At 56.6% G+C, this 15296-nt stretch carries 17 protein-coding genes; 7 read left to right on the forward strand and 10 right to left on the reverse strand.

The window, feature by feature from the left end; all coding sequences use genetic code 11:
* The first annotated feature begins 112 nt into the window (after positions 1-112).
* Entirely contained in the window at positions 113-352 is a 240-nt protein-coding gene (locus tag KIF87_RS02455; RefSeq protein ID WP_013096243.1) for a DUF1883 domain-containing protein, read from the forward strand.
* A 30-nt stretch (positions 353-382) separates the two neighbouring features.
* Here KIF87_RS02455 and KIF87_RS02460 read toward each other — a convergent pair whose 3' ends face one another.
* The gene (locus KIF87_RS02460) at positions 383-1078 is read right to left on the reverse strand and encodes a gamma-glutamylcyclotransferase (RefSeq protein ID WP_032642434.1); all 696 of its coding nucleotides are present in this window, start codon (positions 1076-1078) and stop codon (positions 383-385) included.
* Between the two features lie 177 nt (positions 1079-1255).
* Complete coding sequence (gene chaB / locus KIF87_RS02465) at positions 1256-1486, reverse strand: putative cation transport regulator ChaB (RefSeq protein ID WP_008499518.1); 231 nt, start codon at positions 1484-1486, stop codon at positions 1256-1258.
* A 270-nt stretch (positions 1487-1756) separates the two neighbouring features.
* Between chaB and chaA the strand changes: the two genes are divergently transcribed.
* Positions 1757-2857 carry a sodium-potassium/proton antiporter ChaA gene (chaA, locus tag KIF87_RS02470; RefSeq protein ID WP_213327801.1) on the forward strand — a complete coding sequence of 367 codons (1101 nt, stop codon included), beginning with the start codon at positions 1757-1759 and terminating at the stop codon, positions 2855-2857.
* 94 nt (positions 2858-2951) lie between these two features.
* Here chaA and kdsA read toward each other — a convergent pair whose 3' ends face one another.
* The 6 genes from kdsA to hemA are packed head-to-tail and all read right to left on the reverse strand — an operon-like array spanning position 2952 to position 8255.
* Positions 2952-3806, reverse strand: coding sequence for a 3-deoxy-8-phosphooctulonate synthase (gene kdsA / locus KIF87_RS02475; protein ID WP_029741601.1), 855 nt, complete (start codon positions 3804-3806; stop codon positions 2952-2954).
* 36 nt (positions 3807-3842) lie between these two features.
* Positions 3843-4652, reverse strand: a complete 810-nt coding sequence (gene sirB1, locus KIF87_RS02480; RefSeq protein WP_023312124.1) for an invasion regulator SirB1 — start codon at positions 4650-4652, stop codon at positions 3843-3845.
* 3 nt (positions 4653-4655) lie between these two features.
* Positions 4656-5048, reverse strand: a complete 393-nt coding sequence (gene sirB2 / locus KIF87_RS02485) for an invasion regulator SirB2 (RefSeq protein ID WP_213327802.1) — start codon at positions 5046-5048, stop codon at positions 4656-4658.
* Entirely contained in the window at positions 5045-5875 is an 831-nt protein-coding gene (gene prmC, locus KIF87_RS02490) for a peptide chain release factor N(5)-glutamine methyltransferase (RefSeq protein ID WP_213327803.1), read from the reverse strand. Before prmC ends, sirB2 begins: the two co-directional genes overlap by 4 nt.
* A complete protein-coding gene (gene prfA / locus KIF87_RS02495; protein WP_023335998.1) occupies positions 5875-6957 on the reverse strand; it encodes a peptide chain release factor 1 in 1083 nt (360 codons plus the stop codon). The genes prmC and prfA overlap by 1 nt, the downstream gene beginning before the upstream one ends.
* Before the next feature lie 41 nt (positions 6958-6998).
* Entirely contained in the window at positions 6999-8255 is a 1257-nt protein-coding gene (gene hemA, locus KIF87_RS02500; RefSeq protein ID WP_023335999.1) for a glutamyl-tRNA reductase, read from the reverse strand.
* 326 nt (positions 8256-8581) lie between these two features.
* Here hemA and lolB point away from each other — a divergent pair, with 326 nt between their 5' ends.
* The 4 genes from lolB (at position 8582) to dauA (ending at position 12936) form a co-directional block, all read left to right on the forward strand.
* On the forward strand, positions 8582-9193 hold the full coding sequence (gene lolB, locus KIF87_RS02505; protein ID WP_023312128.1) for a lipoprotein insertase outer membrane protein LolB: 612 nt from the start codon (positions 8582-8584) through the stop codon (positions 9191-9193).
* Positions 9190-10059: a 4-(cytidine 5'-diphospho)-2-C-methyl-D-erythritol kinase gene (ispE, locus tag KIF87_RS02510; RefSeq protein ID WP_213327804.1), complete on the forward strand. Its 870-nt coding sequence runs from the start codon at positions 9190-9192 to the stop codon at positions 10057-10059. Before lolB ends, ispE begins: the two co-directional genes overlap by 4 nt.
* A gap of 125 nt (positions 10060-10184) precedes the next feature.
* Positions 10185-11132 carry a ribose-phosphate diphosphokinase gene (gene prs, locus KIF87_RS02515; RefSeq protein WP_003856663.1) on the forward strand — a complete coding sequence of 316 codons (948 nt, stop codon included), beginning with the start codon at positions 10185-10187 and terminating at the stop codon, positions 11130-11132.
* A 124-nt stretch (positions 11133-11256) separates the two neighbouring features.
* Positions 11257-12936, forward strand: a complete 1680-nt coding sequence (dauA, locus tag KIF87_RS02520) for a C4-dicarboxylic acid transporter DauA (protein WP_211137652.1) — start codon at positions 11257-11259, stop codon at positions 12934-12936.
* Here dauA and KIF87_RS02525 read toward each other — a convergent pair.
* Complete coding sequence (locus KIF87_RS02525) at positions 12922-13980, reverse strand: MerR family transcriptional regulator (RefSeq protein WP_213327805.1); 1059 nt, start codon at positions 13978-13980, stop codon at positions 12922-12924. The genes dauA and KIF87_RS02525 overlap by 15 nt on opposite strands.
* Positions 13981-14101: 121 nt before the next feature.
* Entirely contained in the window at positions 14102-14377 is a 276-nt protein-coding gene (gene ychH / locus KIF87_RS02530) for a stress-induced protein YchH (protein ID WP_032656663.1), read from the reverse strand.
* A 274-nt stretch (positions 14378-14651) separates the two neighbouring features.
* Here ychH and pth point away from each other — a divergent pair, with 274 nt between their 5' ends.
* Positions 14652-15236 carry an aminoacyl-tRNA hydrolase gene (pth, locus tag KIF87_RS02535; RefSeq protein WP_213327806.1) on the forward strand — a complete coding sequence of 195 codons (585 nt, stop codon included), beginning with the start codon at positions 14652-14654 and terminating at the stop codon, positions 15234-15236.
* The last annotated feature ends 60 nt before the right edge of the window (positions 15237-15296 follow it).

Below are 15296 nucleotides of genomic sequence, written 5' to 3' on the forward strand. Positions count from 1 at the left end.
ATGCCATTTTTTGATCAAAATCATCATCCCTCGCCCCCCGCTTTGGTGTTATGCAATGAGTAATTTGTGAACAATATCACGCTCGGGATGGGCAAAATCGACGGGGTAAAAAATGGCACTGGTAAAAACAAGTTTGAAACTGTTTGGCGGGGATACGGTTGTGGTGCGTTGCTCAGAGCGCTGTCGTATTCATCTGATGAGTGCGAAAGCACAAAAACAATCCCAGGCGGATATTCTGACCGTGCAGGATGATAAAGCGTGGCTTACCGTGCCGTATACCGGCACGTGGGATGTGCTGATCGACAGCCACAGTCAGTCGCTGGAGCATTCCGTCAGCTACGTGGCCGCATAAGATTAAACGCCCGGCGAGCCGGGCGTATTATCAGGCAAAGCCTGCTCGCAGCGTGCCGTTGAGCGGGTTCCCTTCCAGCAGCGCCTTCACCTTCACCACCAGCTCATTCAGACAGTCGTCCTTCATGCCGAGGCGGGTTAGCTCCTGATCGAGAGAGAAGAGATACTGCGCGTTGGTGCCCAGCGGCCCGCTCGCGGCGGCAATCAACGGGGCAATCACCTGCGTACGAGTATCCGCTTCATACAGCGGATGGCGCGGGTCCATAATAAACACCAGCGCATTGACGGTACGACCGTCATCCAGTTCCAGCTTGCACCAGCTCGGCATATAGCAGCCGGTGATCATCTCGCGCTTCCAGAGCAGCGTGAGCTCCTCTTCCAGCGTGGCATCCGGAAGGCGATACGCCACGCCCGTGGTGCGCCCGCCCTCTTTCAGTGCAAGCATGCGCCCCGGCTGGCACGCGCTGCCGCGTCCGGCCGTCAGTCGCAGGCAAAATGCGCGATGCCAGCCGGGCAGCGTGCCCGTTGCCGATTCGACAAATTCCAGAGCCGGGTTCCACATCAGGGAGCCGTAGCCAAAAATCCATACCGGGCCATCATCCGGGCGGCAGGCAAGCGTGGCAGCGAGTGACGCCGCACGTTGTTCAGCTGACCAGAGAAGCGATTCCTCAATAGCACCAAATGCCGTCTTACAATCTGCCTTCATTAAGAAATCACGCGTTAACACTTTACACCTCCGCCACTGCATGCTTCCTTGCGACATCTGTAATTCGCTTTCCCGGCATTATGTGCTGGTCATTTTGCCAGCAGTTAAATAACGATAAGCAATTAGCGGACCAGTTGCAATACAACGGAAGTTCAACCGCCTGAAAAGTCAAAATGAAGGCAGCGAATTATTTCACGGCTATTTCTTTTTATGCCATTTATCGTCGTCTCCTTTCTCATATTCATGTTTTACGGCGGCCCAGGCGACTTTGTGCGCCGTCTCTTCACGGCTGGCATCATCCCGGCGATCGTCCTTATCTTTGTATTGATCCCATGCGCTGTTAAACGCCTCTTTGTAGATATCCTGCGCGTGGGCGGGCAGCACGTTTTGCACGTTATCGGGTAATTCGCGTTTCGTTTTATAGGGCATCACTGACCTCTCTTTTGGCTAAAGAGATAAGTGTGGACGACGATATGGCATGGTGCCACCCGGCAATAATTTATGAGGACATTATATTTTTAATACATTGTTATTTAATGACTAATAAACAAAGACTCTGCATTTTACCCATCAAGAAACAAAATTATGACAAAGGGTAAAATTAAGTAAAAAATAAAGGGTATTTAACAGAGATCTGTTAGTTTAATGACCTCAAAAATCTATCTATAATTACAAGCACCTGCATTGATGGAGAAGCACATGACAGCAACACACGAGGCGGTAAAGACCCGCCACAAGGAGACGTCACTCATTTTCCCGGTTCTGGCACTGGCTGTGCTGCTCTTCTGGGGAAGCAGTCAGTCACTGCCAGTGGTGGTTGGTATCAATATTCTTGCCCTGGTCGGCATCTTAACCAGCGCGTTTAGCGTCGTTCGCCATGCGGACGTCCTGGCCCACCGTCTGGGCGAGCCGTACGGATCGTTAATTCTCAGCCTTTCCGTCGTGATTCTCGAAGTCAGCCTGATTTCCGCGCTCATGGCAACCGGCGATGCCGCGCCGACGCTGATGCGCGACACGCTCTACTCGATCATAATGATTGTGACGGGCGGCCTGGTGGGCTTCTCTCTGCTGCTGGGCGGCCGCAAGTTCGCGACCCAGTATATGAACCTGTTCGGCATCAAACAGTATCTGATTGCCCTCTTCCCGCTGGCCATTATCGTGCTGGTCTTCCCGATGGCGCTGCCGGGCGCGAATTTTTCTACCGGTCAGGCGCTGCTGGTCGCGCTCATTTCTGCCGCCATGTACGGCGTGTTCCTGTTGATTCAGACCAAAACGCACCAGAGCCTGTTTGTGTACGAGCATGAAGATGACGGCGACGACGATGACCCGCACCACGGCAAGCCGTCGGCCCACAGCAGCGCGTGGCATACGGTTTGGCTGATCGTGCATCTGATTGCGGTGATTGCGGTCACCAAGATGAATGCCAACCCGCTGGAAACGCTGTTAACCGAGCTGAACGCGCCGGTAGCGTTTACCGGCTTCCTGGTGGCCCTGCTGATTCTGTCCCCTGAAGGGCTGGGCGCGCTGAAAGCGGTGTTGAATAATCAGGTGCAGCGCGCAATGAACCTGTTCTTCGGCTCTGTTCTGGCGACAATTTCACTCACCGTCCCGGTGGTGACGCTGATTGCCTTTATGACGGGCAACGAGCTGCAGTTTGCGCTGGGTGCGCCGGAGATGGTTGTGATGGTCGCCTCGCTACTGCTGTGCCAGATTTCATTCTCAACCGGGCGCACCAACGTGCTGAACGGCGCGGCGCATATGGCGTTGTTTATTGCCTATTTGATGACGATTTTTGCCTGAGAGTGATCCGGTGCGGCCTGATGCCCTCACCCCAACCCTCTCCCACAGGGAGAGGGAGAAAACATAAAAAAACCCGCCGAAGCGGGTTTTTTTATTAGTTGCTGGTATCCAGCTCGTCGAAGCTCTTCACCAGATCGTCAATCGCTTTGATCTGTTTCAGGAACGGCTCCAGCTTATCCAGCGGCAGCGCAGATGGGCCGTCGCATTTCGCATTTGCCGGATCCGGGTGCGCTTCAATAAACAGACCTGCCAGGCCGGTCGCCATACCGGCACGCGCCAGCTCGGTCACCTGGGCACGACGGCCACCGGACGCGGCGCCGAACGGGTCGCGGCACTGCAGGGCGTGGGTCACGTCGAAAATCACCGGAGACTGGCCGGAGACATTTTTCATCACGCTGAAGCCCAGCATGTCGACAACCAGGTTGTCGTAACCGAAGTTAGCGCCACGGTCACACAGGATCACCTTGTCGTTGCCACCTTCGATAAATTTATCGACGATGTTGCCCATCTGACCCGGGCTGACGAACTGTGGTTTCTTCACGTTGATAACAGCACCGGTTTTCGCCATCGCCGCAACCAGGTCGGTCTGGCGAGCCAGGAATGCCGGGAGCTGAATCACGTCGACCACGTCTGCCACCGGCTGCGCCTGTGAGGCTTCATGCACGTCGGTGATCACTTTCACGCCAAAGGTCTGCTTCAGCTCCTGGAAAATTTTCATTCCCTCTTCCAGGCCCGGGCCACGGTAAGAGTTGATGGAGGAGCGGTTGGCTTTGTCAAAAGAGGCCTTAAACACGTACGGGATGCCCAGCTTCTGGGTCACGGTCACGTAGTGTTCGCAGATACGCATGGCGAGGTCGCGGGATTCCAGCACGTTCATGCCGCCAAACAGTACGAACGGCAGGTCGTTTGCTACCTTGATATCACCAATGCTAACCACTTTTTGTTTCATAGGATCGCCTTATTCAGGTGTGAATCGGAATTAAGATTAATGCAGTGTAATTTGCTTGTGCGAGATCGCGTTGATCTGCGCACGAATCATTTCGCTAATGGGGTCTTCCGGACACTGCTCGACGAAATAATTCAAATCATTCAGCGCCACGTGCTCACAGTCGAGCTGCGCATAGATCAGCCCGCGATCGCGAATTTCGTACGGGTCTTCCGGGTTGAACTGCAGCAGCACTTCACTGGCGCGCAGCGCCAGCTCCATCTGACGCTCTTCCATTAACGCGGACTTCAGCGTATCCAGCAGCTTGCGAATGACCTCGGCGTTATCCGCCTCGTCGAGATCTTCGTTGAAGAGCTCAGCCACCGGGCTGATATTGCCTTTCAGCCAAACGTCCAGCGTATGTTCATCCAGCGTGTCGCCGTTGAAGGGATTAATGAGCCACATTTCGCCGTCCAGCCACTCTGCACGCAGGATCATCTGCGTCGGGAAAATGACCGGGACCAGCGGAATATCCAGACGGTGCGCGACCCACAGCAAAATAGAGCCCAGCGCCACGGCGCTGCCCTGACGATTTTTTAAGACCTGGTCCAGCCATAACGCGTCAGACAGACGATATACGCCCCGCGTGTCGCAGAAACCCCATTCGCCGTAGAAAAGCTCCAGCAGCTTCTCTAATTGCCAGTCCTGCGGGCGAGCCTGATTAATCTCTTCACGCGCCAGGCTGACCAGATTCTCCAGCTCATCGTAGACAAACTGCGACGTAAAATCGTCGCGAATCATCTCAGAAATCAGGATCATGCCATCGCAAAGCGGCACTTTATTAAATTCGAAATCGGCTAAGGACCTCATGACTTACCCCAGTAACGGTATTCTTGTGGTGGCGAGTTTAATGATGATGTACAGCACCACCAGACCCAGCAGAAAGGCGATAAACCCAACCTGCTGGCTGCGCGGACGACGACGCCCAAGCGCGATAAAACCCAAAACGATGTAGATGATAACGCCAAACAGCTTTTCAGTCAGCCATGCGCCTTTATCAGTAAATGGCAGATAGCCGGTCTTCCACATGAGCCCGGCACCGGAAAGAAACAACACCGTGTCGATGCAGTGCGGCGCGATACGCACCCAGCGGGCATCCGTCAGCGGATTGTTGCTGTAGCGCCACCAGTAACGGACGATAAAAAAGCTGATGGTCAGCGCCACGGAAATCAGGTGGACGGTAATAAGCACGGTAAACAGGCTCATAACCACTGCCCCAGCGTCAGGCGTTCGTTGCCGCCGTAGTCGCGGCAGGTTTCGACTGCAGCGTAACCTGCTTGCGTAAACAGTGCCCGCACGGCTTCTCCCTGCGTCCAGCCATGCTCCACGAGCAGCCAGCCGCCGGGAAGTAAATGTTCCCGTGACGTTGTCACAATGTGATCAAGATCGGCTAATCCCGCGTTGGCGGCCACGAGCGCCGTGAGCGGTTCGAAGCGAACATCTCCCTGGGCAAGGTGCGGGTCATGTTCGTCGATGTAAGGAGGATTGCTGACAATCATCGTAAATGAGCGATTCTCCAGCGCGGCAAACCAGCTGCTTTGCAGCACCGTCACGTTGCGGAGCCCGAGACGTTCCACGTTACGCTGCGCCAGCGCCACCGCGTCGGGCATTACGTCCACCGCCGTCACAGCGCAGTCGGGCCGCTCGGTGGCGAGCGCCAGCGCGATAGCACCTGTTCCCGTACCGAGATCGAGAATGCTGCAGGCCGCCGCCGGTAAACGCGCAAGCACCTGCTCAACCAGACATTCGGTGTCCGGACGCGGGATCAGCGTCGCCGCCGAGACGTACAGCGGTAACGACCAGAATTCACGTTCACCGACAAGGTGCGCCACCGGCTCGCCGGTTTTACGACGGGCAAGCAGCGCGGCGAGCTGCGCTTCCTGCTCTGCGGTCAGTTCGGTTTCGCCAAAAGCCAGCAGATACGTACGGGCTTTACCCGTCACATGCTCAAGCAAAATTTCGGCATCGCGCTTCGGGCTTTCGCTTTCTGAAAGCTCTCCGGCCGCCTCACGTAACCAGTGCTGAAAATCCATTAGTCCTGCTCGGACAGTGCCGCCAGCTGGTCGGCCTGGTATTCCTGCACGATAGGCTCGATCAGCATATCCAGCTTCCCTTCCATCACCTCGTCCAGACGGTACAGCGTCAGGTTGATGCGGTGGTCGGTTACGCGGCCCTGCGGGAAGTTATAGGTGCGGTTACGGTCGCTGCGATCGCCGCTGCCCAGCAGGTTACGACGCGTAGACGCTTCCGCCTGCTGACGTTTCGCCATTTCCGCTGCGTGGATGCGCGCGCCCAGCACGGACAGCGCTTTGGCTTTGTTTTTGTGCTGTGAGCGCTCGTCCTGGCATTCGACGACGATGCCGGTTGGCAGGTGGGTAATACGGATGGCGGAGTCGGTGGTGTTGACGTGCTGACCGCCCGCGCCAGAGGAGCGGAAAGTATCAATACGCAGGTCCGCCGGGTTGATGTCCGGCAGTTCTGCTTCCGGCAGCTCCGGCATCACCGCTACCGTACAGGCTGAGGTGTGAATGCGTCCCTGAGATTCGGTGGCCGGTACGCGCTGCACGCGGTGACCGCCGGATTCAAACTTGAGACGACCGTACACGCCGTCGCCGCTGATCTTGGCGATAACCTCTTTGTAGCCACCATGTTCGCCTTCGTTGGCGCTCATGATCTCCACGCGCCAGCGACGCGATTCGGCGTAGCGGCTGTACATGCGGAACAGATCCCCGGCAAACAGGGCCGCTTCGTCACCGCCGGTACCGGCGCGCACTTCCACAAACGCGTTACGCTCATCGTCCGGATCTTTCGGCAGCAGAAGCACCTGAAGCTGCTGCTCCATCTCTTCGGAACGCGCTTTCGCGTCCTGCAACTCTTCCTGCGCCATCTCGCGCATTTCAGGATCGTCGAGCATCATCTGCGCGGTTTCAATATCTTCCTGAACCTGTCGCCAGTCGGTAAAGCATTTAGAAACATCACTTAACTGCGCGTATTCACGCGAGAGCGCGCGAAAACGTTCCTGGTCTGCGATGGTCCCGGCGTCCCCGAGCAGCGCCTGTACTTCTTCATGGCGCTCGTGCAGAGCTTCCAGTTTAGCGACGATAGAAGGCTTCATAGGCGTAAGTGCACCTTGTCTTAGAAAATGGGTATAGGGCGCTATTCCAGCCCGAGGCTGTTGCGCAGAATAGTCAGGCGTTCATCATCCCCGTCACGGGCGGCCTGCTGAAGAGATTTGGTTGGTGCATGGATCAGGCGGTTGGTCAGTTTCCACGCCAGGTCCTGCATAATTGCATTTGCGTCACCGCCCTGTTCAAGGGCCGCTAACGCTTTGGCAGTCAGGTCATCACGCACCTGCTCCGCCTGCCCGCGATACTCGCGGATGGTCTCGCTGACGCTTTGCGCGCGCAGCCAGGCCATAAACTCACTGGTTTCCTGCTCAACGATGGTTTCCGCCTGAACCGCCGCCGCTTTACGCTGGGCGAGGTTGTGCGAAATGATGCTTTGCAGGTCATCCACGCTGTAGAGGTAGGCGTTAGGCAGCTTGCCCACTTCCGGCTCAACATCGCGCGGGACGGCGATATCCACCAGCAGCATCGGCTGATTACGGCGGGACTTCAGCGCACGCTCTACCATCCCTTTTCCGATAATCGGCAGCGGGCTGGCGGTAGAGCTGATAATAATGTCCGCCTCTTTCAGGCGTTCATCGATGTCGCTCAGGGCAACCACCTCTGCGCCCACTTCATCCGCCAGCACCTGCGCGCGTTCGCGGGTACGGTTAGCGATAATCATCTTTTTCACTTTATGCTCGCGCAGATGGCGCGCCACAAGTTCGATGGTTTCGCCCGCACCCACCAGCATCACGGTGACGGTAGACAGGGATTCAAAGATTTGGCGTGCAAGGGTGCAGGCCGCGAAAGCAACGGAAACCGCACTGGCACCAATGTCGGTTTCGGTTCGCACACGCTTCGCCACGGAGAACGACTTCTGGAACATGCGCTCCAGCTCGCTGGCCTTCAGGTGCCCTTTTTGCGAGTCCGCAAACGCTTTTTTCACCTGCCCCAGGATCTGCGGCTCGCCCAGCACCAGCGAATCCAGCCCGCTGGCGACGCGCATCAGGTGGCTGACGGCATCGTTGTCCTGATGCCAGTACAGGCTATTGCGCAGCTCGTCTTCGTTGAGATTGTGGTAGTCGCATAACCAGCGGATCAGCGCTTCATGCAGGTTGTCCTGCTCTTCCACGCTTAAATACAGCTCGGTACGGTTGCACGTCGAGAGCACCACGCCACCCTGCACCATCGGCTGTGCAAGCAGGCTGTCCAGCGCCAGGTCAAGCGTATCCGGCGAAAACGTCACGCGTTCTCGCAGCGAAACCGGAGCCGTTTTGTGGTTGATGCCGAGTGCTAATAGGGTCATGTTGAGCGGGAGTAGTACCAGCGTTAATAAGGTTAGCAGAACGCATCATACAGGATGCGCGAGATCAATAAAAGGGACTGCCCCCTTTCGGAGTAATAGCTTATACCCGTCATACTTCAAGCTGCATGCGCGTTGGCTGCGCTCGTTCACCCCAATCACATAGTTATCTATGCTCCTGGGGATTCACTCTCTTGCCGCCTTCATGCAGCTTGAATTATTTAGGGTAGATACAACCCTTTGAGATAATTTGAACGTAGACGGTAGCCCCCTTCGACGCTAGCATTAACAGTTATAACTGCAACGTATCTCAAGGATTTGTCCTCATTATGACCCGACTGATTCGCCTGCTGCCGCTGGCAGCACTGGTTCTGACCGCATGTACCGTCACCCAACCAAAAGGCCCGGGCAAAAGCCCTGATTCACCGCAGTGGCGTCAGCACCAGCAGGACGTCCGTAATTTGAACCAGTACCAGACCCGCGGCGCTTTCGCTTATCTCTCTGACGAACAAAAGGTTTATGCCCGCTTCTTCTGGCAGCAGACGGGTCAGGACAACTATCGCCTGCTGCTGCTGAACCCGCTGGGCAGCACCGAGCTGGAGCTTATCGCGAAACCGGGTGAAGCACAGATCACCGATAACAAAGGCCAGCACTATACCGCGACCGATGCCGAAGAGATGATTGGCAAGCTGACCGGGATGCCTATCCCGCTCAACAGCCTGCGCCAGTGGATCCTGGGCCTGCCGGGTGAGGCAACTGACTACACCCTTGACGACCAGTATCGTCTGAGCCAGGTGAACTACACGCAGAACGGTAAAACCTGGAAAGTGGTGTACAGCGCCTATGACAGTAAGAGTAAACCGTCGCTGCCATCGAATATGGAACTGACTCAGGGCAGCCAGCGCATCAAGCTGAAAATGGACAACTGGATCGTTAAATGATGACCCACTGGCCCTCTCCGGCAAAGCTGAACCTGTTTTTATACATCACCGGCCAGCGTGCTGACGGTTATCACACCCTGCAGACGCTGTTTCAGTTTATTGACTATGGCGACACGATCTCCATCGAACTGCGCCAGGACGGGCAGATTTGCCTGCTGACGCCGGTCGACGGCGTGGCGCATGAGGACAACCTGATCGTGCGCGCCGCGCGCCTGCTGGTGAAAGCCGCAGCAGAATCGGGCCGTCTGCCCGCAGGAAGCGGTGCGGATATCCGTATCGAGAAGCGCCTGCCGATGGGCGGCGGTCTGGGCGGTGGCTCATCCAACGCCGCCACCGTGCTGGTTGCGCTGAACCATCTCTGGGGCTGCGGGCTGTCGAAGGACGAACTGGCAGCCCTGGGCCTGACGCTGGGAGCGGATGTCCCGGTGTTTGTGCGCGGTCATGCGGCCTTTGCTGAGGGCGTGGGTGAGATCCTCTCCCCGGCTGAACCGCCGGAGAAATGGTATCTGGTTGCCCACCCTGGCGTGAGCATTCCGACCCCGGTCATCTTTAAAGATCCTGACCTGAAAAGGAATACCCCGGTTCGGTCAATAGAAACGTTATTAAATTGTGAATTCAGCAACGATTGCGAGGATATCGCAAGAAAACGTTTTCGCGAGGTTGATGCGGTGCTTTCCTGGCTGTTAGAATACGCGCCGTCGCGCCTGACTGGTACAGGGGCCTGTGTCTTTGCTGAATTTGACACCGAATCCGCCGCTCGTCAGGTGCTTGAGCAAGCGCCGGTTTGGCTGCATGGTTTTGTAGCACGTGGGATGAACACCTCCCCCCTACAGCAGGCCATTCTGGCGCAGACTGAGTTTCGGTGACAACGTCACCCTGTTCCAGACGTTGCATCGCGCTCTTTAATACACCGCCTGGATAGCATTTGCCTGGCCCGCACAGTTTGCGGCGAACGCTATCCACCACTGGACGCATGCCTGAGGTTCTTCTCGTGCCTGATATGAAGCTTTTTGCTGGTAACGCCACCCCGGAACTAGCACAACGTATTGCCAACCGCCTGTACACTTCCCTCGGCGACGCCGCCGTAGGTCGCTTTAGCGACGGCGAAGTCAGCGTACAAATTAACGAAAATGTACGCGGTGGTGATATTTTCATCATCCAGTCCACCTGTGCTCCAACAAACGACAACCTGATGGAATTGGTTGTTATGGTCGACGCCCTGCGTCGCGCTTCAGCAGGCCGTATCACTGCTGTAATCCCTTACTTCGGCTATGCCCGTCAGGACCGTCGCGTCCGTTCCGCACGTGTGCCAATCACCGCTAAAGTTGTCGCTGACTTCCTGTCCAGCGTCGGCGTTGACCGCGTACTGACCGTTGACCTGCACGCAGAGCAGATCCAGGGCTTCTTCGACGTCCCGGTTGATAACGTATTCGGCAGCCCAATTCTGCTGGAAGACATGCTGCAGCTGAACCTGGATAACCCAATCGTGGTTTCTCCGGACATCGGCGGCGTGGTACGTGCCCGTGCTATCGCTAAGCTGCTGAACGATACCGACATGGCGATCATCGACAAACGCCGTCCGCGCGCTAACGTTTCTCAGGTGATGCACATCATCGGTGACGTTGCTGGCCGTGACTGCGTGCTGGTTGACGACATGATCGATACCGGCGGTACGCTGTGTAAAGCAGCTGAAGCGCTGAAAGAGCGTGGTGCTAAGCGCGTGTTCGCCTACGCAACTCACCCGATCTTCTCCGGTAACGCGGTAAACAACCTGCGCAACTCCGTCATTGACGAAGTGGTGGTATGCGATACCATCCCACTGAGCGACGAGATCAAAGCACTGCCAAACGTGCGTACGTTGACCCTGTCCGGGATGCTGGCCGAAGCGATTCGTCGTATCAGCAACGAAGAATCTATCTCAGCAATGTTCGAACACTAATCGAACACGGTCGAAAAACCCGCTGCGGCGGGTTTTTTTGTCTCTGGGTTTTATTTGTATGATTAATGCCTCCTTCACCTGCCATTCACATGACAGATGATGCGCATACGGATGATAGATAATTGTGAAAAACGTAACCTCCTCACATGTTCTGCCCTTTCGCGCCCTCATCGACGCCTGCTGGAAAGAGAAGTACACCTCGTCACGCTTTGTACGTGACCTGATTGCCGGGATCACGGTCGGCATTATCGCCATCCCGCTGGCGATGGCGCTGGCGATTGGCAGCGGCGTTGCGCCGCAGTACGGCCTGTACACCTCGGCCGTTGCCGGGATCGTCATTGCCCTGACGGGCGGCTCACGCTTCAGCGTTTCCGGCCCGACCGCCGCCTTCGTGGTGATCCTCTACCCGGTTTCGCAGCAGTTTGGTCTGGCAGGCCTGCTGGTCGCCACCCTGATGTCCGGCGTCTTTTTGATTCTGTTTGGCCTGGCCCGCTTCGGTCGGCTGATCGAGTACATCCCCCTTTCCGTGACGCTGGGATTCACCTCGGGGATTGGTATCACCATCGGAACCATGCAGATCAAGGACTTCCTCGGTCTACAGATGCCCCACGTACCGGAACACTACCTGCAAAAAGTGGGGGCGCTGTTTATGGCGCTACCGACGGCCAACCTGGGCGACGCCGCCATCGGGATTGTGACGCTGGGCACGCTGATCGTCTGGCCTCGTCTGGGGATTCGTCTGCCGGGACACCTTCCCGCGCTGCTGCTGGGCTGCGCGGTGATGGCCCTCGTCAATATGTTCGGTGGTCATGTCGCGACCATCGGCTCGCAGTTCCACTATGTTCTGGCGGACGGTTCACAGGGTAGCGGCATTCCGCAACTGTTGCCGCAGCTGGTGCTGCCGTGGGACATGCCCGGCTCCAGCTTCACCCTAAGCTGGGATTCCCTCCGTGCCCTGCTTCCCGCCGCGTTCTCTATGGCGATGCTGGGGGCAATTGAATCCCTGCTCTGTGCCGTCGTTCTGGACGGTATGACCGGCACCAAACACAAAGCCAACAGCGAGCTGGTCGGTCAGGGATTAGGCAACCTCGTCGCGCCGTTCTTCGGCGGTATTACCGCAACGGCAGCCATCGCCCGTTCTGCGGCCAACGTGCGCGCGGGGGCAACCTCACCCGTTTCGGCGGTCATCCACTCCGTGCTGGTGATCCTCGCCCTGCTGATCCTCGCCCCGCTGCTCTCCTGGCTGCCGCTTTCCGCCATGGCCGCCCTGCTGCTGATGGTGGCCTGGAACATGAGTGAGGCGCATAAGGTGGTGAACCTGCTGCGACGCGCGCCGAAAGACGACATCATCGTGATGCTGATCTGCATGTCGCTGACCGTGCTGTTCGACATGGTTATCGCCATCAGCGTCGGGATCGTGCTGGCGTCCCTGCTGTTTATGCGCCGTATCGCGCAGATGACGCGCCTTTCCCCGGTTAACGTCGAGGTGCCTGACGATGTGCTGGTGCTGCGCGTGATTGGCCCGCTGTTCTTCGCCGCGGCGGAAGGTTTGTTTAGCGATCTGGAGTCCCGCATCGCGGGCAAACGGGTTGTGGTGCTGAAATGGGATGCTGTACCGGTGCTGGATGCAGGCGGCCTGGATGCCTTCCAGCGCTTTGTGGCACGTCTGCCGGAAGGCTGCGAGCTGCGGGTGAGTAACCTGGAGTTTCAGCCGCTGCGCACCATGGCGCGCGCGGGCGTGCAGCCTATCCCTGGCCGACTCTCCTTCTACCCTAACCGTGAAGCTGCGTTAGCGGATCTGTGAATGACCTGATGCAGAGAAACGTCTCTGCATCATCACCCCGATCGCCTGCTGGAGCCATGCAATCACGGCAGGCGTCATCCATGTTCCTTTCATCAGGTGCGCCTCCTGCTGCATGGCAGTGCGAAACTTTTGCTGGGTCTCCGGGTTCGTGCCCGCGTAAGACTGGAACAATACCAGCCAGTTTTCAGCCAGCTTTTGCGCCTCCTCCGAGGCAGGATCGCTATTTTCCCGCTGCGCCTGATGCAGTTTCGCCACCAGCGGCGGCCACTCCATCATGCGGTCAAAGTAGTGTGCCCGGGTAAAGGCCATCTCTTCGGCGGTGAGATACTTCTCCCATATGCTGAGCTTGGATTCCGCAAACGCGCGCGTGATGTAATCCGTCATCTCAGGCGTGATACCGGTCTGCACCTGCATCTGCGGTTCAACGCTGTGCATCTCGTTCAGCCGGGTGAGAAATTCCGGCTTGCCTGCCGTGTCCTGCTCCAGGCGTTCCATCCAGCGCGTCGCCAGGTCCATGGCTCGCGCGTCCGTAACGGGTACATGTTGCTCCAGAAGCGTTTTGGCCTCTGCAACCAGCCCCGACCAGATAGCCGTCAGCGCATCCTTCTGCACCGCAAACGGCAGCTGCTGTAACTCTTCTTTGCTAAACCAGCGATCGTACATATTCATTAACTCCAGAGTCTGTAGCCAGGATTCCAGATCCGGCGTCGCATCGTCGATAAGCCCGGTCCGCAGCTCCACCAGACGGTCGCGCAGCGTATGTATGCCGCGCAGCTGTTTATCCAGCAGCGTGATTTGCGCATCGAGTAACTCGGTTAACGACAGCGACTCCTGTTCCAGGAAATCCCTGATTTCAGCAAGTTCCAGCCCCGCTTTTGCCAGCGCCTGGATCATGTGCAGACGCTGGACATCCGCCAGGTTGTAAAGCCGGTAACCTGCCGCGCTTCTGGCAGAAGGCAGCAACAACCCTGTTTGCTCATAGTGGTGCAATGTCCGCACGGTGATCCCGGCACGTTTCGCCAGCTCACCCACCTGAATCAACATAACTGCTCCTTTTTCTTTGCCAGTGGTGCCACTCTGGAGCCTTACGTTACGTGAGGGTCAACCCTTGATGCAAAAAAAAACGACTCCCTCGGGAGCCGTTTCGGTGTTCTTTATCGTAGCACTAGCTGTGCTTATGCTGGTCGCGACGACAGCGTTTATCGTAGTGGCGCACCCACCAGTATTTGTCACACACTTCCTCATGGCCGCTCACGCGAGCCCCTGCCAGCCACAATACCGCACCAACGAAGATGCTCAATATCGCGCCATGCGCAAAGTATTGCGGGAGGTCAAGCTGCGGTAACTGGTTTAAAATTGAATAACCCACGCCGGCTACCATCACGAACAGCCCCAATCCCATCAGCACGTTACCGAGTAACGAAGCGTTTTTGCGTTTCATGTGTCACCTCCGGAACTTTGGGTTGTCAGGGGAAAAGCCCCTAATCCTTGTGTGTAAAGTATAGACAACGCCCCTTTTATGAGTTGCGTGAATGATCACAATTACAGATAACTCCCAAACAAAAGTTTACAAATAAGACTTTGAACAGCTTGAAATTCTAATTGTTCAAATCAGAAATTATTCGTATTTCGCTGAGAAGATCGCAGAATTTTGTCAAGCGGTGCGCCAGACAGTAAACTACGCGCCAGATCTGGAACCCATTAGGAATTGAATCGTGACGATTAAACTGATTGTCGGCCTCGCCAACCCGGGCGCAGAATATGCGGCTACCCGCCACAACGCCGGGGCATGGTACGTCGATCTGCTGGCCGAGCGGTTACGTGCTCCCCTGCGTGAAGAACCTAAATTCTTTGGGTATACCTCACGTATCAACCTTGCTGGCGCGGATGTTCGCTTACTGGTGCCCACCACCTTTATGAACCTGAGCGGTAAAGCCGTGTCGGCAATGGCAACGTTTTATCGCATCAATCCGGATGAAATTCTGGTGGCCCACGATGAGCTGGATCTCCCGCCCGGCGTGGCAAAATTCAAACTAGGCGGCGGGCACGGCGGCCATAACGGTCTTAAAGACATCATCAGCAAGCTGGGCAATAACCCGAATTTCCACCGTTTGCGCGTAGGAATCGGCCATCCGGGCGATAAAAGCAAAGTTGTCGGTTTCGTACTCGGTAAACCCCCGGTTTCTGAGCAGAAACTGATTGACGAGGCGGTAGACGAAGCGGCGCGCTGCACCGAAATCTGGCTGAAAGATGGGTTAACCAAAGCGACAAACCGCTTGCACGCTTTCAAAGCGCAATAATCCGCCCGATACGGCTTTTTTACCGCGCGTCATGCGGGTTACGTGTATAATAGGCGTAGT

It is taken from the genome of Enterobacter sp. 120016, from assembly GCF_018383635.1.
Classification (GTDB): domain Bacteria; phylum Pseudomonadota; class Gammaproteobacteria; order Enterobacterales; family Enterobacteriaceae; genus Enterobacter; species Enterobacter asburiae_D.